12 protein-coding genes are annotated in these 23,135 nt (G+C 36.5%); 3 read left to right on the top strand and 9 right to left on the bottom strand.

From position 1 onward, the window contains the following. The 4 genes from ATN92_RS01045 to ATN92_RS01030 all read right to left on the bottom strand — a co-directional run. On the bottom strand, positions 1-4,565 hold a 4,565-nt coding region (locus ATN92_RS01045; protein WP_158106609.1), incomplete at its 3' end, for a beta strand repeat-containing protein. 434 nt (positions 4,566-4,999) lie between these two features. Continuing rightward, positions 5,000-5,866 carry an aldo/keto reductase gene (locus ATN92_RS01040; protein ID WP_056951115.1) on the bottom strand — a complete coding sequence of 289 codons (867 nt, stop codon included), beginning with the start codon at positions 5,864-5,866 and terminating at the stop codon, positions 5,000-5,002. A gap of 41 nt (positions 5,867-5,907) precedes the next feature. Continuing rightward, entirely contained in the window at positions 5,908-6,657 is a 750-nt protein-coding gene (locus ATN92_RS01035) for an SDR family oxidoreductase (protein WP_056951113.1), read from the bottom strand. After that, entirely contained in the window at positions 6,657-7,199 is a 543-nt protein-coding gene (locus tag ATN92_RS01030; protein WP_056951111.1) for a sugar O-acetyltransferase, read from the bottom strand. Before ATN92_RS01030 ends, ATN92_RS01035 begins: the two co-directional genes overlap by 1 nt. A gap of 126 nt (positions 7,200-7,325) precedes the next feature. On the opposite strand from ATN92_RS01030, the gene ATN92_RS01025 reads away from it, so the two are divergent. Beyond that, complete coding sequence (locus ATN92_RS01025) at positions 7,326-7,976, top strand: nitroreductase (protein ID WP_056951108.1); 651 nt, start codon at positions 7,326-7,328, stop codon at positions 7,974-7,976. A 133-nt stretch (positions 7,977-8,109) separates the two neighbouring features. Here ATN92_RS01025 and ATN92_RS01020 read toward each other — a convergent pair whose 3' ends face one another. Then, positions 8,110-8,892: an alpha/beta hydrolase family protein gene (locus ATN92_RS01020; protein ID WP_056951106.1), complete on the bottom strand. Its 783-nt coding sequence runs from the start codon at positions 8,890-8,892 to the stop codon at positions 8,110-8,112. Positions 8,893-9,036: 144 nt separating this feature from the next. Between ATN92_RS01020 and ATN92_RS01015 the strand changes: the two genes are divergently transcribed. Then, a complete protein-coding gene (locus ATN92_RS01015) occupies positions 9,037-10,371 on the top strand; it encodes a dihydrolipoyl dehydrogenase family protein (RefSeq protein WP_056951105.1) in 1,335 nt (444 codons plus the stop codon). Between the two features lie 211 nt (positions 10,372-10,582). Here ATN92_RS01015 and ATN92_RS01010 read toward each other — a convergent pair whose 3' ends face one another. From ATN92_RS01010 to ATN92_RS00995, 4 genes are all read right to left on the bottom strand, one after another. Continuing rightward, positions 10,583-10,897 (bottom strand): hypothetical protein, encoded by a 315-nt coding sequence (locus ATN92_RS01010; protein ID WP_143444209.1) that lies wholly within the window; start codon positions 10,895-10,897, stop codon positions 10,583-10,585. A 125-nt stretch (positions 10,898-11,022) separates the two neighbouring features. After that, a complete protein-coding gene (locus tag ATN92_RS01005; RefSeq protein WP_056951101.1) occupies positions 11,023-20,523 on the bottom strand; it encodes a hypothetical protein in 9,501 nt (3,166 codons plus the stop codon). A 171-nt stretch (positions 20,524-20,694) separates the two neighbouring features. Further along, positions 20,695-21,234: a dihydrofolate reductase family protein gene (locus ATN92_RS01000; protein WP_056951099.1), complete on the bottom strand. Its 540-nt coding sequence runs from the start codon at positions 21,232-21,234 to the stop codon at positions 20,695-20,697. 85 nt (positions 21,235-21,319) lie between these two features. Next, complete coding sequence (locus ATN92_RS00995) at positions 21,320-22,063, bottom strand: sulfite exporter TauE/SafE family protein (protein ID WP_056951097.1); 744 nt, start codon at positions 22,061-22,063, stop codon at positions 21,320-21,322. A 99-nt stretch (positions 22,064-22,162) separates the two neighbouring features. Here ATN92_RS00995 and ATN92_RS00990 point away from each other — a divergent pair, with 99 nt between their 5' ends. Then, the gene (locus ATN92_RS00990) at positions 22,163-23,032 is read left to right on the top strand and encodes a helix-turn-helix transcriptional regulator (RefSeq protein WP_056951095.1); all 870 of its coding nucleotides are present in this window, start codon (positions 22,163-22,165) and stop codon (positions 23,030-23,032) included. Positions 23,033-23,135 lie beyond the last annotated feature (103 nt).

Here is a 23,135-nt window from a genome sequence, read left to right as displayed (position 1 = left end):
CCATTTACTGGATCAGTTGTTGCACTAGTCTTTCCACCTAGAATATCTGCTAAAGCCGCAGCCTCATCGGTATTATCAGCTGGGTAATAACTTCCAAATGTGACACTATCCACGATTGAATTATTCTTAACAATCGTATTAGTTTCTCCACCTTGTTCTGAGAAAATGTCTTCACCAGAAGTAACTGTTACATCTCCATTTAGAGTTGGAGTAAATTCGGCAGCTTCTACCGTAACCTTTTGAAGATAAGTTACCGTATTAGCATCCTTATCAATTTGAGCATCTGTAGCACCTTTGATTGTATAAGAATTCAAGGCACCTTCCGTCAAATGAAGAATAATTGTACGATAGTAAATTCCAGCTTTACCATAAACTGCTCCATTTACTGGATCAGTTGTTGCACTGATCTTTCCATCTAGAATATCAGTCAATGCCACAGTTTCATCAGTATTATCGGCTGGGTAATAATCTCCGAATGTAACCTTATCTACGAGTGAAGTGCCATTAACACCGGTAATCGTATTAGTTTCTCCACCTTGTTCTGAGGAAATGTCTTCACCAGAAGTAACTGTTACGTCTTCTTTAAGTGTTGGAGTAACCTCGGCGGCTCCCACGGTAACTGGTTGAGCAAATGTGACTGTCCCATCGCCATTATCAATGTAATCTGTTCCGCTTATTCCGTTGATTGCATAATCACTCAACAATTTACCATTGGCTAATGTTAGTGTTACTCGACGATAATATGGTTTATCTGATGTAGTTACTGTTGTGAATGCACCCGTTGTTCCATCGATATTGTTCAAAGCATTAGTTGCACTGGTGAAGTATTGATCTCCATAGGCAGTTTTATCAATGATTGAACCTGTTCCATCATTTAACGTTATATCTGTTGTCCCATTATCTGATACATTATCTGCAGTTTCGCCAACCTTAGCAGTAGCTCCTGTTATTTTAGATGTTACTTTTGGGACTGTTACAGTGACCTTTTGGAGATAAGTTACTGTATTATCATTCTTATTAATTTGGGCATCTGTAGCACCATTGATTGTATAAGAATCTAGGGCACCTTTCTTCAAGTGAAGAACAACTGTACGATAGTAATCTCCAGCTTTACCATAAACTGTTCCATTTACTGGATCAGTTGTCGTATTAGTATTATTACCACTTAAGATGTCTGCCAAAACTACAGCTTCATCGTCATTATCGGCTCGGTAATAATCTCCGAATGTAACCTTATCGACGAGTGAAGTACCATCAACTCCGGTAATCGTATTAGTTTCGTTACCTTGCTCTGAAGAAATATCTTCACCAGAAGTAACTGTTACATCTCCTTTAAGTGTTGGAGTAACTTCAGCAGTACCTACAGTAACTGGTTGAGCAAATGTGACCGTGCCATCACCATTATCAATGTAATCTGTACCGCTTGTTCCATTTATCTCATAATCACTCAATTTGCCGCTAGCTAATGTAAGTGTTACGCGACGATAATATGGATCAGTGGTAGATGCAGTTGTAAATGGCCCTTCTGTACCATCAGTTTTGCTCAAAGCATCAGCCTCACTAGTGAAGTATTGATTTCCATAACTAGTTTTTGTCGCATCAATGATTGAACTTGTTTGAGTCGTTCCATCATCTAATGTTGTTTCTGTCGTTATATCCGTTGTCCCATTATCTGATACATTATCTGCAGTTTCGCCAACACTAGCAGTGGCTGTAGTTATATTAGATGTTACATCTGGAGCTGTTACATTGACTTTTTGAAAATAAGTAACTGTATTATTTTTTTTATCAACACTAACAAAATTTTTATCAGTACTATAATCAAAACCGTTAACCCAACCGTCTAACAGCGGAATGGTTACTTTACGATAGAAGGATCCTGTTTTAGCAAAAACACCATTGATTACCACTCCAGAGTCCACGTTTTCATGATTAATATCATCATAAAAAATATTTGAGTACTCAACAGATCTAGCATTCTCATCGTCGCTATTATTATTGTAAGGTTTCGTTCCAGCGAAACCATATGGATGGATATAGATAGATACTCCTGAATCTTCTATAGGAGGAGTTGACATCTCAATATCCGTAAGCTTCGAGCCAAAATTAACATTCTCTTCATCGATGTTTACTTCTGGCGTAACAGAAGTGAAGGTGCCCTTTTGAGCATAGGTAATTGTGTCACCATTAATAGTATAGTCTTCACCTTCCACTAGACCACTCGGTTCAAAATTAATTTCATCCTTTATACTAGTTCCATCAATTAAGGTAATAGTAACAGTATGATAAATTACATCACCATCTAATCCAAATAAGCGCTTAACAGATTTATAAGCGTGGGAAGAGTCAGCAGCAGCAACATTTTTCAAAGCCTCTTCCTTACTGTCAGTCCAATTAGTTCCGTACACAATACCATTAACAAGGTTCTTTCCTGCACTGTCTGTTACGGTTGGTTGGTCAATTGGCAGGTTTGCTGATGTTTTATCTGGTGACCAGTTCTTACCCATAAGTGTTCTACCCGAACTAACTGTTGTAGCTGGAAGTGTGACAGTTGCACTAGTTGCTATGTGAACCTTTTGAATGTAAGTTACAGTGTTATTAGTTGTATCCTTACTATATGTTTGACCACTGGCTTCAAAATTATTGGTATCAATTGTACCCTTGACTAAGTAGAAGGTAATCGTACGTAGATAATCACCATCTTTAGCAAATTTATTGTTGGCATCAACAACTCCAGGTTTAGCAGTTGCCTTACCATTTAGAATGTCACTATAAGTGCTGTCCCCGTTATCAACATAATAATCAGTTCCAAAACTGATTCCGTTATTACCTTGAGAATGATCAATTAATGCCTCATCAGTTCCGTTGCTTAATGTATCACCTGAAACGTCACTGGTAGTATCTGATACTGGATTACCGACCGCCGAACTTGGACTGTCAATATTAGCTGAAACACCATTTTGAACTGTAACCGGCTGTGAAAATGTAACAGTGGTATCAGTAGTACCAACGTAATTATTACCTGAGAATTTAAGAGAATTTGTACTTCCATTGGCTAGGGTAAAGGTTACTCTACGATAGTATGTTCCGGTCTTTGCAAATTTCCCATTATCAACTACATCCGTTGCCACATCTGCATCTGATGTTTTGATATCTTTATAATAAGTTGTACCAAACTCAATTCCACTAGTAGCAAATTCATTTCCAGATTCATCCTTTAATTTATCATCAGATGTATCTGACAAAATAGAATTATCTGTCGGAGAAGCTGAAGAACCTACAGTAACTTGGGGGGTAGTTAAATCAGAACCAATAGTACCCTCAACAACAACTGGTCGAACGATAGTCAACATTCCGATAACTTTATCGCTTGAATTCTTTTCCCTGTTGAAGACATAATCACCATTCTTACCATCTGTAGCCTGAGTATCACTGCCATTGATATATGTTTCATATGGTTGAATTACAGTACCTGTTAAATCATCATCTGCACCACTTAACATATATTCAATGGCTTTATCTTTTCCATTATCCAACTTAAAAGAAACAGTTTGATAATATGGTCCACCCGTAACAGCTTTGCCATCTTTATCTACAGTGCCCTCTACTTTGCTCGTAGAATCATTTGGATCAAAGGTATTACTTTGAGCATACCCTAAAGCAGCACTAGCTGAATTAAAGAGATGTTTTCCGTAAATAGCTTTTCTGCCCATATCTTCAGAATCACTAGTTAAATTAGAAAAATTATCAGTTACAGAAAGTGAATCATTTCCACTCTGTAATGGACTATTCTGATCCGAAATAGATGTACCATGCGATACCGACACTTGATTAGTATCTTTAGTTATATCAAATCTACTTGAGTATACTTTGAAAGAAAAATCTGTTAAATCACTACTTACACCATACAAAGAACCTTGTGGATAAGTTGTCCCATAACCATCTTTAGAATCTTTACTCTGAACTAAGTGAACCCCAACAGTTATAGGCAACTTAATATTTTTATTTTTAATTTCATATGCCAATTGTGCAAGACTATCAGGATCATTGGAATCATTAGAATTCGTACCAAGATGAGTAAGTGTTTCTGGGGAGTTTTTACCATCGACAGTAATTGATAAATAGCCCTTAATATCACGATAATAATAGTCTGTTAAATCCCAACTATCAGATGTCCCAAAATATCCAGGTGACGTGCCTAATTCCGTAACTTTATCTCGATCTTTTAATCCACTTATACCTTTATTATTTTGGATATCATAAAGATACTGTGGATTTTGGGGATTAAAGTAAAAGAAACTAGTTCCCTTATCTGTGTTTATCATATTTTGTAAAGCAGCTACCAAACTATCTGTACTTGAAATATATCTATCATCGAATTGGTTCCTAAAATTTGTCAACATATCCTTTGCCGATGCAGGTGCTTTATCTGGAGGAAGAATTTCTCCAGCCGCCTTAACGACAATTGTTGGAATTACTTGATTAATAATAATTGGAGAACCGGCGGCAAGCAGTGCGACTGCAACAGCGCTACCTATATATTTAATATTCTTTTTTTTCATCATAAAATCCCCTCCGATTTTCGACGAGCAATTAATTAGCTTAATACCTTAAATTTTAGCACTATCAAAAAAAATATAACCAATATTTCGATAAACTTATACATTTAAAATGATTTAATTCTATAAAGCAAATAATGTTTTGAATTAATTTGGGGTTGAATGCACCATTTTTTTGAAATCATTTTATTTTTTTATGCTTTTTCTTCATTATCGATTGAAATATAAACAAAAGTTATTATTTTTAAACCACTATAATTGTGATTCCAATATAGAAAAATAGTGATTTTGATTATTAACTATTTTTAAGATATGTGAAAATTAACTGTACTAGAAAAAATATCAAAAAAAGTGCCTCATAATTATTAGATTTCTCTTCTAACAATCATTAGGCACTTTACTTCTTATATACATGAGTTAATATAAACGTTTTTTATACCTTATAGTTTCCCACCAAAGACTGGGAATACACTAGCATCACCATATTCCATTTGGTCAAGTTTTGCCAAAGTCTCCATGTCTTCATCAGAAATTTCAAAGTCGATATCAGCGTTTGACTTCATGTGATCTGGGTTAGCTGTCTTAGGTAAAACAACTACGTTTAATTGCCAATCGTAACGAATGCACAATTGTGGCACGCTGACGTTGTATTTAGCAGCCATCTTCTTGATAAGATCATTATTCATTGCGGCACCGTGAGCAATTGGTGAGAATGCTTCAACAACAATCCCGTTATCCTGTGAATACTTGATAATATCAGTTGGTGTATCACCAATATGGATTTGAACTTGGTTGACGGCAGGTTTAGTATCACTATTCTTAATCAAATTATTCAAGTCTTCTTTTTGGAAACTTGAAACACCAATTGTCTTTAACTTACCGGCTTTAACAGCGTCTTCCATTGCACGCCATGTTTCCAAATTGCCCTCAAAGTGACGGTCGTTGCCTTGGTTAACTTCTTTCCAAGGTTGTGGATTATGAATAATCATCATATCCAAGTAATCTAAGCCCATCTTATTCAAAGTTTCATCGATTGATTGTTTAGCTTCATCGTAATTCTTGATTTCAGCCGCAACTTTTGAATTAACGAAAAGTTGATCACGAGGTATTCCAGCATTACGAACACCTTCACCGACACCACGTTCATTACCATATGCTTGAGCAGTATCAATATGTCTGTAGCCAATCTTAACCGCATTCTTTACAGCATCAGCTGTTTGATCGTCAGGAATTTCCCAAACACCTAAGGCTAATTTAGGAATCTTCACACCATTATTCATCGTAAATGTTTCATCAAAAACTGTCATAAAATCCTCCTTGTTTGTAACCGTTTCTATTATAAGTTTGTTTATACCTCTTGTCCTGTAGGACGAATTACCATTTCATTTACGGCCATATTAGCTGGGGTATCAATTACAAAAGCAACCGCTTGGGCGATTTCTTCTGGTCGAAGAGCCATTATTTCTGAACCAGGTTGCTTCATAGCTTCTTTCAAACCATTACGTACTTCGTCATTGTTGATCGAATCGAAAAGTTCAGTCTTAACAGAACCTGGGGCAATAATTGTTGTCTTGATATTATTCTGATGTTCCTCTTGGCGGAGTCCTTCCATAATTGCACGAACGGCATACTTAGTACCTGAATAAGCTGCATAGCCGGGTAAAACTTCATAGCCTAAAACTGATGAAGTGGTGATCACATGACCACTCTTTTGCTTTTTCATAATTGGTAGAGCTGCTGCAATACCATTTAGAACGCCTTTAACATTGATGTCCATCATATTTTGCCATTCATCACGAGCAATTTGGTCCAAGTTATTAACTGGCATGATTCCTGCATTATTGAACAAAGCATCAACACGACCATATTCAGCTACAGTTTTATCAATAACATTTTGAACCTCATCAGCTTTAGTAACATCAGCTTCTACTGCTAAAATATCACCATCAGGATTATCTTTTTTAATTTCTTCCAAACGATTCATTCTTCTGGCGGCGATGGTTACTTTAGCACCCTCACTAGCCAAAAGTTTTGCAGTAGCGGCACCGATACCACTAGAAGCTCCCATAATTACAACAACTTTATCTTTTAAACTCATTAATTTTCTACCTCAATTCTTCTAATAATTTTAGCTGGTACTCCAGCCACAATCGTATTAGCGGGAACATCTTTCGTTACCACAGCCCCAGCACCTACAATTGCATTTTCACCAATAACTGTTCCCGGCGTGACAGTGACATTCGCGCCCAACCAAGCGTTATCGTGAATATAAACTGGTTTTAAATCTAAATGTCGTCTTTGACTAGGATCAATCTGATGATTAACTGAAACAATCGTCACATTAGGTCCAATCAAAACTCTATTTCCAATATAAATTCCACCTAAATCAGTGAAAGTTACACCGGCATTAATGAAGACGTTCTTACCTAAGTGCAAGTTACGTCCATAATCAGTGTAAAAAGGTAAACGGATTTCAGTCGATGGATCAACCTTCTCATCAATGATTTGACTGACTACTTTGCGAACTTCATCAATATCATGCGCACCAGTATTCAATTCTTGAACTAATTTTTGATTTACATCGATATTTTTCTGAATCTCATCATATGCTGGCGTATCTAAGTTTAATTTTGATTCCAAACGACTACCTCATTTCCTAACTCATTGATTGATTTCATTATACGGATTGACTATTATAATGTTAAATACTTATTAATAATGGATTACTATAGCTTTTAGTAATACTTAAAAGAAATGGAGAAGAATATGGATTTTACAGATGTCGTTACTAAGCGTCACTCGGTTCGAGATTTCAAAGATCAACCAGTCACTCAAAAAGACTTAACAGAGCTTATTAAACTAGCCCAACGTGCCCCTTCTTGGGTTAATTCCCAGCCTTGGAAAGTTTACGTTGCTACAGGTAAAACTCTCCAAAATATTAAGGATACTTACGTCCAAAGAAATTCCGAAAAAGGTAATCCTGACTTCCCAGTCATGCACCGTGATGACTGGAGTTCTGAGACTCAAATCAATATGAAACAGTGGCGTCATGAAATCGTCCACCACTTTGAAAACTTTGATGAAGCTCACGAAAAAATGAGTGGTGCCAGCACTAATCTTTATCATTCACCTGCAATAATTTTTCTTACGATTCCTAAAGGTTCCTCACTATGGTCCGTCTTCGATGCTGGTTCATTTGCCCAGACTTTGATGTTAGCATCTAAAGATAAGGGACTAGATACAATTCCAACGTACACCAGCGTGCGTTTTCCAGACGTTATCCGCCAGGCAATGGAAATTCCTGACGACGAAACTTTGGTTATTGGTATTTCTATTGATTATCCTAAAGATGCCACAATCAACACTTACCAATCAAAACGTGAACCCGTTGAGAATATCTTAAAATTTAAAGACTAAAAAACTCAGTGTATTAACCATATTGATGGCCTACACTGAGTTTTTTTGTACTTATAAATTGTTTTATAGTGGAAACGAGCTACACAAGCCAGATTCCTGTGCCGGCGCTTCGCTACCGACTGAGAAAGTGGTCTTAATCCTCGGGAGCTAACCGCCCTTGTTCCGCTCTCTCTAGAAAGAATCTCGTCGTTATATTCAAGGCTTCTTGACGAGAATTTCCAATGGAAAATCCATGATCGGCATCATCTAATAAATGTAACTGATCATTTTGATAAACGTCATCGTATCTAGTTGAAGCAATCTTATCAACCACGGTATCTTTCAAACCGTGCAACAAACAAACTGGACCTTGATACTCTTTAGCAACGTCATAAATCGGTAAAGTTTGGGCCGTTCGAAGATAAAAACCACCTAATGTTAAACCTTTTTTGATTGGCAAAGTATCTGGAATATTTTGCGGATCATACGTATAACCTTGTGTGTTGCCTTTCAAAGCATCATCTCTTAAAGTTGCAGCTGGTGCTAGAAGCGCCAATTTATCGATTTTGTCATGATAGTAACCGGCAATCATACTAGCAACTACTCCACCTTGAGAATGTCCCAAAAGATATAACTTCTTAACACCCTTAATACTGCAAGCGTAATCCAAAATGGCTTTACCATCACTGATTTCATTCAAAACAGTCATATCTTGAAAACGACCATCGCTTTGGCCGTGACCATTAAAGTCAAAACGCAAGGTAGCCATACCCTCAGATTCAAAACGTTGTGCCAATTGATAAAGTAGTTGATCTGGATCGACGCCACGATTGGAAGTAAAACCATGCATCAAAACTACTAAATTGAATTCCTCAGTTTGTGGTTTGACTAGTGTCCCTCGTAAAGTTAGACCATCACGTTTTATTTCAACATCCATTTTCTGATTCTCCTTTTTGATTATTCTAGTCCTACCTCACTACTTCTGCCAAAGAAATTTCGTAGACGGCTACCATATTAATTGTCATGATATACGAAATGTTTTAAATTGGAGGTATAAAATAATTTTTGGAGGGATACTTTAATGTCAAAAAAATTCGATTATGATGTGCTCTATATTGGTGCTGGTCACGCAACTTTCGATGGTGGCGCTCCTTTAGCAAAGACCGGGGTTTCTGTTGGTGTTATTGAAAGCGGACTTGTCGGTGGAACTTGCCCTAACCGTGGCTGTAACGCCAAAATCACAATTGACGAACCTGTCAAAATGACCCGTGAAGCTCAACGGATGAATGGTATCCTCAAAGGTGATTTAAAGATTGATTGGACTAAAAACATTGAACATAAACAAGAAATTATCGATGTGTTACCTCAAGGATTAACCGACCGTTTGGAAAGTGCTGGCGCTACAATTATTCACGGCCACGCTCAATTCAAAGATAATCATACTGTAATTGTTGATGGAAAAACTGAAGTTACAGCTGAAAAAATCGTTATCGCAACTGGCCTCAGACCGCATCGTCTAGATATTCCCGGCACTGAATTAGCTCACGACAGCGAAGACTTTTTAAACCTCAAGACTTTACCTGAGAAAATTACAATTGTGGGGTCTGGCTATATCGGGATGGAGTTCGCTACCATCGCCAACGAAGCTGGTGCTGACATTACCGTTATGCTCCATTCAGATAAAGTATTAAGAAAATTCTATCAACCTTACGTTGAAAAAGTGGTTAACGACTTAAAAGAACGTGGTGTTAAATTCATCGAAAATTCCAACGTTCAAGCCTTCACCAAAACCGACAAAGGTTATCAAGTAACTTATGGTGATAATCAAACCCTCGATACTGATTGGATCTTAGACGCAACTGGCCGTATTCCTAACTTAGATGAATTAGGGCTCGACAAAATTGGCGTTGAATTCGATAAAACCGGAGTCTTCGTAAACGACCATCTGCAAACAAATGTAGATAACATTTATGCTGCCGGAGACGTTGTTTCCAATGACCTACCAAAAGTCACACCAGCCGCCTACTTCGAATCCAAATATCTAATGAAACTATTTTCCGGACAAACAACCGATGCCATCAAGTATCCCGTTATCCCATCAGTTGTCTTCACATCACCACGCATTGCTCAAGCCGGAATTTCAGTTGATGAAGCCCAAAAGAAAGGTTACGAAATCAGTACAAACGACCTAGCCAACTACTGGTACTACCAAGTTGACAAAGAACCAATCGCTGAAAGTAAGCAAATCCATGATAAAGACGGTCATTTGATTGGAGTAACCGAAGTAAGTGACCAAGCTCAAGATGCAGTCAACGCGTTATTACCAGCCATCGAATTCAAATTCGACCGCGAACAAATCAACCGATTAATAGGAATCTTCCCAACAATCGGCTACGCCGCTTGGCACCGAGCATAAAATCAGAGAGCGAAACAAGGGCGGTCAGCTCCCGAGGATTAAAACTACTTTCTCAGTCGGTAGCGAAGCGCCGGCAGAGAAAGTTGACTTAACCGGAAGGAGTTGCCCTTGTGTAGCTCGTCTCCACTATATTGCATAGAACCATGGTTATTAAAAAAACAAAAAACCAGTGCAGCATCCATCAAAAAAGATGGAAACTACACTGATTTTTTTACTCTATCATTTCAGTCATAAGATGATCTTCCAAATAATTGTAGCCACCATAACCACTGTAAATGAAGACATACTTCAAACCTTGATACATAAAACTCATCTGATTCCAACTCTGATACTTACCTGACGAAATATCACTAATTTCAGATACGAGAATCTTAATATCATGCTCACGCAGATTCCCCTTCAAAACTGAAACGGACAACACGTTCTTTGAAAAAGAAAGATCAACATAACCATACGAAACATTATTCTTACCATTAAAAATTTGTACATATGCAAACATCTTTGTCACTTTCCTTTCTGAATTCATCTATAATGTAGACCCTCGAACGCGTTTTATAGCAAGTACTTTGTTATCTTTCTCTTAGATAAACACCATAATTCTATAAAAAAATGGAACCAACAGATTAAATCTGATGATTCCATTCTTTTATTTTAATACCAAGCGTAATTATTGAAGTGAACACCCTTTTCAGCCTTGATCCACTCATTGTCGCCAACATGATAATAAGTATCACCGTTGACATCTTGAGCTTTATAATCAGTCTTCCAAGATGTTTCTTCACCTAGAGAATAGTCTTCTATAATTTCATTTTCTCTAGAATAGAGATCATAGAAAATATTCGTTCTATCTAGATTAATGATTCCACTAACTTTACGTCCATCCCTGAAAATACCAGTATCAATTGCATCTTCATAGACAACATCGTTAGCATCGACCCATTCACCCGTTGCGACACGATATTGTTTGACTCCTTCTCGGTTAGTCCGATATTGATCGGTCTTCCAAGATGAATCTTTAACCAATTCACGACCAGCAATGGCGGAATTATTTTGGTTGTTCAATTGGTAATTTGCTTGACTAGACTTAGTTGTGACGATTCCACTAATTGAAGTGTAAATCCAACCTTCGTCATCTTTATTATTATTTATAAAATCAACATCGCCAGCATCAATCCATTCGCCAGTTGCAACTCGATATTGTTTAACACCTGCTTCATTTGTACGGTAGAGATCCGTCTTCCATGAAGAGTCTTCTTTCAAATCACGATGAGCAATAGCTTTGTTTTCTTGATCATTCAATTGATATTCAGTTTGACCATCTTTTGTCTTAACAACACCACTTACAGATGTGTATGTCCAAAAGTCTTCTTTGTCTTGATTGAAGTTAACGTCATCAGCATCGATCCATTCACCGGTTGCGACACGATATTGTTTTACGCCCTCTTTGTTAGTCCGATAAAGATCAGTCTTCCATGAAGAGTCTTCCTTCAAATCACGATTTGCAATAGTCTCATTTTCATGATTATTCAATTGATATTTCTTTTGATCAGTCTTAGTTGTTACTACACCTTGAACCGGAGTATAAGTCCAATCGCCATCTTCAGAGCTATTTTGGTTAAGCACTACATCGTCGGCGTAAATCCATTCGCCAGTTGCAACACGGTATTGTGTAACTCCAGCTTTATTGACACGAATTTGATCAGTCTTCCAAGATGAATCCTTACCTAATACACGATTAGGAATCTTGTCATTATCTTGATTGTTCAGTGTGTAGAATGGATGATTAGTCTTAGTTGTTACTACACCTTGGATTGGTGAGTAATTCCAATCATCATCTTCATCAGATTCACCACCAGTTGAAGAACCACTGTTACCACCAGTACTGCCACCTGTGTTGCCACCAGTAGAACTTGCAGCCTTAACAGTTACTGTACGGACATAAGATACCGTGTTATTGGTTGGATCAACCTTATAACCTTCACCAAAGGTATAAGCACTGACATCATTTGCCAACTTAACCGTGATTACTTGGCTATAAGTACCAGCAGTCTTCAAATTAGTTACTGGTCTACCTTGATCATCATAAAGAGTCGTACCAAAACTAATACCGCCGTCAGCAACAATTGAGTCGCCATTCTTATCAACAATGTAGACATCATCAGTATTCTGTAAGACTTTATCAGTCATTGAAGTACCGTTATCTACCGTCACATTATTGATTTTGGCAATAGCTGGGTTAGCCGAAGCCTTAACCATTTGAACAAATGTTACACTTTTATCATTTGCATCATAAGTTCCACCAATACTCTCGAATTGATTGGCATCAGTAGCGCCATTAGTTAGATAGAACTTCACAGTACGGTAATAAGTTCCGGCCTTAGAAATTCTAGCACCACTAGCATCAGCAGTCTTTTGAGTCAAACTACTGTCAGTATAGAAGACTTGACCAAGCTCCACGCCGTATGTGCCTTTAGTCTTATCAACTAAGGAATTACCAGCAGCATCTTTCAAGAAGTATTCCTTAGTATTGATCAAAGCCGGATTATCTTTTTCAGCATTAACGCTTAGATCCAACTCGCTAACTGAAGAATTGATATTAGCTTCATTCTTCGTGACCGTAACAGCTTGAACAAAGGATACAGTGTTGCCAGAAATATGGGCTTCACTACCGAAATCATTTTGTGCAATAGCTTCAGGACTAACCTTGAAGTTGATTACACGATAGTATGTACCAGTCTTAGTAAAGGCACCATTAGCAATATCCTTCGTCTTGGCAGCATTTGGTATAAAGACATCATCATAATTATCGTAATAGTCCGTTCCATATGAAACAGTTGCATCAAGTTTATTACCAGATGCATCCATCAAAGCATCGCCAGTTGAAGTTACAGCAGTAACTGAATCACCTACGTTAGCTTTAGCATCTTCAATGGTATGTTTTGAAACAACACTATCTTTAACATTGATTTGTTGAGCATAGATTACCCAACCATCAGAATCAACTTTAACATTTGAATTAGTCAATTGGAACTTATCAGCAAAATCAGAGCCAGCTCTAAATACAACTCGACGATAATATGTACCTTTATTAAAGGCACCATTAGTCGTTGCGGATGCATCAACTTCATCACCATTTGACTTATCCAAAGCACCCTTTACAGACTTGTAATATGTCTCGCCTAAAGTTGGATCAGTATAATTACCATCTGCGTCAGTTAAGACATAGCCATCGGTACTTGTAACTGACGAATCATTCGTTCTTGTGCCGGTCTTAATGTTCAATGGTCCAACCGTAATAGTTGCTGTATCTTCACCAACTACCACTGTTTGAACGTAAGAAACTGTATCACCAGAAATATGGGCATCAGTACCAAAATCATAATTCTTAACATCTGCCGCATTATTTAGTTTGAAACTAATCTCACGATAATATGTTCCCGATTTTGTAAATTGACCGTTAGCATTAACACCTTCTGTCGCCTCTCCAGTAGTTGAGAAAACGTCATCAGCATTGTCATAATATGTGGTTCCGGCCGTCACAGTTGCAGCAATCACATTATTTGAGTTATCACGCAATTCACCTGTTGGTTTAGTCATGTTATTTATTGAATCACCAACATTGGCATTGACGACACCGAACTTGTACTTAACCACACCACTAGCGATTACATCAATTCTTTGAGCATAAATAACTGAACCATCAGCATTTACTTTGACATTTGGATTATTCAAGGTGTAATTCTTGGCAAAATCAGAAGCCGTCTTAAATGTTACCAAACGATAGTAAGTTCCCTTGTTGAAAAGATCATTAGTTGTTGCATTAGTATCTACATTACTACCATCCAAAGCATCCTTAGCATTATCATAGAATCTACTATTATCCAAAGTGGCTGTTCCAAGAGAATTATTAGCCTTGTCAGTCAAAGTATCTGTATTCTTAATCGAATCAACTGGTGTTCCAACATTAACTGATATTGGATTTACATTGATTTGAGCTGTACCTGCTGATACACCTATAGTTTGAACAAATGAAACTGTACTATTATCACCGTTCTTAACGATATGTGCATCGTCACTAAAGTTATTAGCATCAATATCCTTTTCAGTTACCTTAAATGTAATCTCACGATAATATGTGCCAGCCTTTGTAAAGTTACCATTACCGTCAATATTAGCAGTTGTCTTAGCTCCGTTGGTAAAGACATCCCTAGAACTGTCATAATAATCTGTACCATATGAAACTGATTGACTAATTGATTTACCATTACTATCAAGTAATTGACTAGTACCTGACTGAATCGCACTAATATTATCGCCAACTCTTGCTGTTCCAAGTGCAATACTATCTTGTGAAATTTCAGTAGCAGATGTAACAGTCACTGGTTGAGCATAAACCACGATATCATCATCAAGTGCTTTCAAATTGTCATCCGCTATTGAATAATCTTTAGCAAATTCAGGACCAACTTTGAAGTATACCAAACGATAATAGTCACCTTGATTAAAGTAACTGCCACTTGTAGCATTCGTTGCTATATCACTTGAATCTTGAGCCAGAGCGCCCTTCAAAGAGTTGTAATAATCCGTTCCAACTTTTTCGAAAGTAGCTCCTGTCAATGTATAGCCCTTATCTGCAGTAACATCGGAATCTGTCGTCAAAGTCTTTTCTTTAATCTTCAATGGATCAACTGAAGCTTTTACCGTAACGGAACCAACAATAATTGGTTGAACCAAAGTTACGGTCTTACCATCAATCTTGTAATCTACCCCATTCTTCCCCTTGAAGGTGTAAGAATCAGCATTATTTTCTAATGTAAAGGTAATTGCACGATAATAAGTACCACTATTATTCAAGGTTGTTCCTAAAGCGTTCGTTCCATTAACCGCATCAGATTTATTACCATAATACTCTTTGCCAATTTTCACATCATTAGTCATTATCGAGTCCTTACCATTATTTATAGTTAAGTCGTACGTACCTGAACTAACGGAAGATAAGTTGTCGCCAACTTTTGCTGTCACAGTTTCAATATTTTGATCAACTGCATTGGTTGTAACAGTAACCTTTTGAATATAGGTCACAGATTTATCCCCTAAGATTGGATCTTCACCATTAATCATATCTGTGAAATCATGATTTGCGACGTCATCTTTTAAATTAATAGTTACTCTACGGTAGTAATCCCCTTGCTCCGTAAACTTATCTTTAATAGAAGCTAAATCATTTTTATCCTCACTCATTGCTCCGGACGCACTCTTATAGTAAATACTATCATTTTTAACAGTATCAACCAATGACTCTTTAGTACCGTTATCTATTACAGTATCTCCAGTATTGTCATCTTCAATAGATGAAACAAGCGAACCAAAACCAACTGTAATGTCTGGAATGGTTACTGTAGTTGGGTTAGCCGAAGCAGTAACTGACTGAATAAAGCTAATAGACTTCTTATCTTTACTGATTACGTAATTTACACCATCTGTACCGGCAAAATTATATTGATCAACTGGATTTAATAACGTAAAGGTGATTATACGATAGTAAGTTCCTGGTTTATTGAAATTGCCACCTTTGTTAACAACTGCAGTAGCAGTACCATTTACGGAAGCAATTGCATCAGCTTCACTACCATAATATTCGGAGCCTCTATTGATTCCATCTTGTGCAACAATTGATTTACCACTTTGATCTAATAGTTGATCACTAATCGTTTCTTCAATTTTTAAAGTTGAAATACCAACTTGAATAGATTTCAAAGGTGAAATACTTGTTGTCACAGTACTCTTATTAACCGTAACTGCTTGAACAAATGTTATTTCATTACCATTCTTAACATGACCAACGCCATTTACTAAATCAGTAAACGTATAATTAGCCGCATCATCATTCAACTTAAACGTAATCCGGCGGTAGTAAGTTTGTCCTGCAGTTGTGAAATTAGAACCTACATCTGCAATCTTTTCCTTATCTGCAGATGCATCTAATGCTGCTTGAGCGTCAGTATAATAGACGTTACCAAATGTAATACCATCGTTATTTGAATTATCAACCAATGAATTATTAGCACTATCGACTAAACCATCATCAGCAGTTTCATTAATTGTTGTTGACGAACCGACATTCACATTTAAGTGTTTTACATTAACTGTTGTAGTGCTTGGTACAACATAAACCTCTTGAATATAGCTAACCGTCGGATCATCTTTGTCTTTACCAATATTAAATACATCGGAACCTTTGAAACTATTGGCATCCACAGCACCTGATTTCAAGTGGAATATAATTTCACGATAATATTTACCAGATTTAATAAACTTACCATCTTGAGTTATATCTACAGGATCACCTGATAGATCACTACTTGAATAATAACTTGAACCAAAGGTTATCTTGTTAAAGACATCAGTATCTACACTATTAACCTTTGCCGTTAACTTATTATTTCCGGAAGTTTCAGAATCAGCAACTAAACCATTGAGTTTTCCTTGAGCCGTAAAAATCTTAGCTGTAGCTGGATTGTCTTCAACAATAAATCTCTGGGCTAAAGTAATCTTATTGCCAGATATAGTATATGAATCCTTTGGTAGATTACTAAAGTCATAATTACTTGCATCACTCTTTAATGTGAAGGTTACTGCACGATAGAGTGTATCATCATCCTTTAAGAATTTATGATTGGTTGAATCGACATTAGTTGAAACTGTTGATGAATTTGATACGGCGGACTTAACATCATCATAATAATTTCCAAATTCAATAGCACTAACGATTGAATTACCTGCACTAGTCAAATCATATCCAGTCTTGTCATCAAATTCTGTAGTTAACGCACCAGTATTCGTAATGATATTAGGTATATTGACCATAGTTGAGTTAGCTAAAACACGAACTTCTTGAACATATTGAACACTCTTACCATCACTAGACAACTTACCATCGCCAAAGGCATAACTATTAGCATCAACATTTTGATTTAAAGCAAATGTAATTACTCGATAGTAATCGCCCGACTTAGTGAAGTTTGTTCCATCTGTAACCCCAGAAGCAGCCTTACCTTGTCCATTTAGAATATCTGCAGGTTTATTATCGGCAACACTATAATAGTCAGTTCCATATGAGACACCATTAGTTGCCACAATAGAAGATCCATTTACAGTTAAATCATTACTTGCCTTTTCTGAATCACTAATTAAGCTTCCATTTTGAACTGACTCTGTAGAAAGCTTTGGCACTGCCGTTGCAGTATTTATAAGAATAGGTTGTGCGAAGGTTATCTTATTACCATCAATCTTATAATCAGTTCCCTCTGTTCCATCAAATGAGTAATAACTGGCTGGATTCTTTAAAGTAAAGGTAATTGTACGATATACTTTTCCGCTACTCTTAAATGATGTACCTTGGGAGTTCTCACCCTTTACAGCATCTTCGGCACGAGTAAAGTATTCATTACCAACGGATGTTTGAGTTGTATCAACAATTGAAACCTTATTTGAGGTTAAATCATTATCACCTAAAACAGCCGAACTAACACTGCTACCAATACTAGAAGAAACTGTATCAATTTTTTCTACTACTGTGGCAACATTAACTGAAACGGGTTGAATGAAAGTTACACTATTTGAAGTTTTATCATAAGGGGTTTTGTCAAAAGAAAGTTCACTCGTATCTCGATTGAGATAGAACGTTATCTTACGATAATATGTCCCACTACCTGTAGACAATCCATTCGTAGCCTTATTTTTTAGACCCATGTCAGTATAATAATCTGTACCGAAACTAATTCCATTTTTTCCTTGAGCGGTATCTATTAATGAAGTAGCAGCATCATCTGTAGTTTTTAGAGTATCCGTAGTCGTGTCATTTAGTGCGTTAATATCACTTGTACTTGTTGCACCAATGCTTACAGATGGAACATTAAAGTTTACTGCCGTTTCAATTGGTTCAACATTAATGGTCTGAATAAACGTGACACTATTGTCACTAGAATCCGTAGTTCCTGTTGTTCCATTGAAATTGATTGAATCGACATCTTTATTTACATAAAATTTGATTGTACGATAATAAGTTCCAGCTTCACTAAAGTTAGTCACTGGATCACTTAACTTACCATTACTTAATGTTTTGAAATACTGTTGACCAAAATCAATTCCGTTTTTATTACTACCTTTAGTAGTATCAATCAAATTAGTTTTATCTGTACCAAATGTTAAAGTATCGCCGTCGATACTTGCTAATGCTGGATCGTCCGTAGTTGCACCAGCCATCAACTCTACGGAACCATAGTTAACATTCACTGAACTAAGTGGACTAACATGTACTTTTTGAACATAAGTTATCGTATCGTTTCCTTTAGAATCCGTACCTAACTTATATTTAGAATTAGTAGTATCAAATGTATTCGTATCAACAGAGTTAGCAACAAGAGTATAAGTAATGGTTCTCAAATAATCCCCTGATTTAGCAAATTTTCCAGTACTATCTACTACACCATCAGTGGCCGATAAATCACTACTATCATTTAAAACATCATCTTGTAATGCGCTAGCCTGTCCGCCATATTCATAGTAATTGTTACCAAAACTTATTCCATTTGTTTGTACCAGATTACTACTCCCATTTGTTAATGTATCATTTGCAATTCCAGATGTACTTGCATCTCCAACGTTTGCATTCAGTGGATTATCATACTTTGTAGTAGCAGAATCTTTTACATCAACCTCTTGAACGTAAGTTACAGTATTAGCTGTTGTATCATATCCCACATTATCGGGAATACTACTATAATCACCAATATTACTATTTTTCAATGTAAAAATTATTTTACGATAATATTTTCCAGGCTTAACAAAGTTAGTTGATGATATTTGATCACTTGTAGCCTTCGTTTTTAATAATCGATCAGTGTAATAATCGTCTCCAAATTCAACATTGCTTACATCAACATTGGACACTCCATCACTTAACGTATTATTAGTTGCCAATTTAGAATCACTTATTAAAGAATTGATCTTCACTTGTGGAGTTTCCAAATTAGCTTTAATTGAAGCTCCGACTGAAATCTTCCTGATTACTGTGATAGTCCCTACATCATGATTAAATACATAATCCGTTCCAGCAGTAGCTTCCGTATCACTCCCATTAATAAAAGTCTGATAAGGGCTAATATGAGATCCGGTTAATGGATCAACCGTATCAGAGCTAGAAAGCATATTATTTATAGGAGTATCAGCACCTTTTAAATTATATGAAACGGTTTGATAGTATTGTCCCGGTAACTTAATTTTTCCATCACTGAATTGTTCCGTTGAAGCGTTACCTCTATTAGTAACACTCGGATTAAAATCTGATTCTCCCGCGTACTTTCTCGCACTATCTAAATCCCTAAATAAGCTTTGACCAAGTATTGGTTTCTCAGCAGCAGCTAAACTATTTGCATATTTAGAATCACCAGTATAATTATCGGTAATTGCTAGTTTATTGTTCCCTGATTGTAAAGACGTTAAAAAAGTTCCAACATTAGTTGTAATTAGATTTGTATCCGTAGTTATATCAAATTTACTTAACTTAATAGCAAAGCTAAAATCTAATAATGTTGGATCTGTTACTGTAGCTATTGACGTCAATGGGGCGTCACTATCATTTTTACTTTCTCTTACATGAATCGTGGCCGTTAAAGGAAATTGGGAATCTTTCAAGCTTAGGGCTTTGAGTTTATCTCCAGTAGAAATATCTATATTATTGCCATCCTTATCGGCTACCGTCATAGCTACCAACATATCACGATACAAGTAAGTTCCATTATAAAAATAACTGGCTGGCAATTGCTTATTTGCATCCATAAGACTTCTAATTTGATCATTATTTTCAAAATCATGAATATGATAAGGATTGTTTATATCAAAATAATGATATCCATTAGCATAGTCGTTTGCTAACGAGTTTAGCGGTTTCGAAACACTATTCGCACTTGAAAAATAACGATCATCAAATTGATTCTTAAAAGCAGCTAACATATCACTAGGCGTTAAATTATTTGTCGTTGCAGCCTTGATGATAGAAGTTGGAATTAAAGTAGGAACAATTATTGGAGCCCCAGCAACCATTAATGCCGCAGCTACAGCACTACCTACATATTTAATCTTCTTATCCATAATTGCCCTCCCTATATACATACTTCTGGTTTTAGCACTTTCAAAAAATTTATTTTATACTTTTTTAGATAATTTAATAATCAAAAAATAACATTGTTTTGATAAGATATAAAAAAATAGAGATACCGCTTAACAACGGTATCTCTATTTTTTATAACATTCTTTTAACTTCTAGTGAGAATATTCAACGTACACAATCTCATTCACTTTTTTTGCAGATTCCAAACTCAATTCCTTAGGAATAACTCGGTCGGAGAATAGTGGAATTCCCTTACCCAAAATAATAGGCACAATGCCTATATGATAGATATCAATTAGATCAGCATTCACTAGTGGTGCTATCACATTGCTACCACCGATAATCCAAATATCACCTTTTGACGATTTAGCTTTTAAATCGCTGACTAATTTGGCTACCTCACCGTTAACAAAGTGAATATTATCCTCATCTGGCAATGGATGTGTCGTCATCACATAATTTTCATAGCCGGCATATGGATAATCATTGGGTGACATGCCATTTACGATTTGGTTATATGTATGTCGACCCATGATAACAGTATTAACCCGTTTGGATAATTTTTCATACTCACGGTCTACAACACTACCTGTTGAAAATTTATCATTCCATAAGAAGTCAATCTTGCCATCAGAATTGGCAATATAGCCATCTAATGTTTGTGTAATGAATAGAATAACTTTGCGTGCCATATTTCTGACCCCCGACTTATTTTCTACAATTATATATCTATCGGAAAAAATTAGTTAATAAATATGTAATAGAATACGAAAAGTCTTAATAAGCCTGAATGAAAAAGTAAATTGCTTGAATAAAAGCTAGTATGGCAACAATCCAACGAACCATTTTGACCGAGACATGTCGTAAGATTTTAGGTCCCAAGAGACCACCAATTAACATGCCGGCAGCTAGAAAAATTCCTTGTTGCCAATAGATTTTGGATCTGAAAATAAACATAATGAAGGCACTGACATTGGCTACACCACAGATAACATTCTTTATTGCATTATTCACTAAGAAATCTTCATTGGTGAGATACTGCAAAACAGCCAGAACAATCACACCATTAGCACCACCAAAATAGCCTGTGTAACACCCCATTAAGGCCATAATGATGATAACCCAGATATTTGCAAGATTCTTCTTAGTACCACGATTCTGTTTTTTTCCTAGTAAAAACATCGTTCCAGAAATCACTAAAAAGATGGGCACTACCTTTTCAAAAACGCTTGAAGGAAAGGCTAATAATAGGTAGGTTCCGAATATGGCACCGACGGTTGCGGATATTGCGTAGAACAATGCCTGTTTCCAATGTCCCTTTAATTCTTGTGCTGACGAGGCAACTGCTCCTAAATAATCAAAGATCAGGGCTCCATGATTGGTAATATTAGCAAAGATTGGTGGAACGCCACTGATCAACAGCACCGGATATGAAACAATCGATGCTCCTCCGGCAACTGACGAGATGATTCCGCCCACGATACCGCCGAAGAAGACTAAAACTAATGTAAAATTGAGCATAATAATTTCCTTTCTACTCAATATCGTATCTGAATTGACTGCTCTATAATGATAATAAAGTGGCAAAAAGTATCATAATATCGTCAAAAAGGTGTCATTATGAGTAAAAGAATAATCAATTCCATCAATTTAAATCAAAAGAGTAATTTCCCCTATCTTGTTTTGAATGTAAAAAATGCACAGAGTTTTCCACTTAATCCTGGTTTCAAAGTTATGCATTGGCATGAGGATCTACAGTTTGTGTATATCTCCTCCGGTGAAATAACCTTTTCCACCTTGGGGGAAACTAATTTAACTTTGCATGCTGGTGAAGGTCTCTTTATCAGCAAAGACTTAGCACACCTAATTACTCCCGAAACACATTCGCATTACCATAGCTTCATTTTCCCCGATTATTTCCTCAAATTTTACTTCAACAGTCCCGCCCAAGCTGCGGTTAGTTCTTTGATCAATAATGAAAACTTCCATTTTTACGTACTTAAACCTACAGTTGGATGGGAAAGAGATATCCTTCGGTTGTTACAAAAATTGATTGGTTTCGAAAATAACAAAGATACCCTCTATTCTTACCAAGTTTTGGTTACCTTAGTTACTATTTGGCTGGCAATGATTCAAAATATTCGCCCCGCTCAACATCAAAGAGCTGACAAGATTATCACCCAGAGAATGCATACTTTTTTAAATTATATTCAAAATCATTTTTCTGAAAAAATCACTTTAGAAGGTTTAGCTATAAGTGCAAATGTTAGTAAGTCCGAGTGTTTACGCTGCTTTAAGACTACTTTACAGATGACTCCTTACGAATATTTGATTGAATATCGTCTGAATCAGGCCGCCAAGATGTTGCAAGAAACTGATTTGCCAATTAACGTTATCGCTACTAAATCAGGCTTTCCACAGGCCAGTCACTTTACTGAAGTTTTCAAAAATAAAACCGGACAAACTCCACGTAAATATCGAAACAATTGAAAACAACTATGTTTTTTACGAAAATTCTGTTATACTCAATTTGATACAGCATTTATAGATAACTATTCTCGGTTATCTTGTATCCAAAGAGGCGTTGGGTGTG

Source organism: Companilactobacillus bobalius (assembly GCF_009764355.1).
This window is presented reverse-complemented; position numbering and strand designations above follow the sequence as displayed.

Coding starts and splice junctions, on each gene's coding strand:
- ATN92_RS01040 (WP_056951115.1), bottom strand. CDS start 5,866: ATGACAGTTTTTGATGAAACATTTACGATGAATAATGGTGTGAAGATT.
- ATN92_RS01035 (WP_056951113.1), bottom strand. CDS start 6,657: ATGAGTTTAAAAGATAAAGTTGTTGTAATTATGGGAGCTTCTAGTGGT.
- ATN92_RS01025 (WP_056951108.1), top strand. CDS start 7,326: ATGGATTTTACAGATGTCGTTACTAAGCGTCACTCGGTTCGAGATTTC.
- ATN92_RS01020 (WP_056951106.1), bottom strand. CDS start 8,892: ATGGATGTTGAAATAAAACGTGATGGTCTAACTTTACGAGGGACACTA.
- ATN92_RS01015 (WP_056951105.1), top strand. CDS start 9,037: ATGTCAAAAAAATTCGATTATGATGTGCTCTATATTGGTGCTGGTCAC.
- ATN92_RS01010 (WP_143444209.1), bottom strand. CDS start 10,897: ATGAATTCAGAAAGGAAAGTGACAAAGATGTTTGCATATGTACAAATT.
- ATN92_RS01005 (WP_056951101.1), bottom strand. CDS start 20,523: ATGGATAAGAAGATTAAATATGTAGGTAGTGCTGTAGCTGCGGCATTA.
- ATN92_RS01000 (WP_056951099.1), bottom strand. CDS start 21,234: ATGGCACGCAAAGTTATTCTATTCATTACACAAACATTAGATGGCTAT.
- ATN92_RS00995 (WP_056951097.1), bottom strand. CDS start 22,063: ATGCTCAATTTTACATTAGTTTTAGTCTTCTTCGGCGGTATCGTGGGC.
- ATN92_RS00990 (WP_056951095.1), top strand. CDS start 22,163: ATGAGTAAAAGAATAATCAATTCCATCAATTTAAATCAAAAGAGTAAT.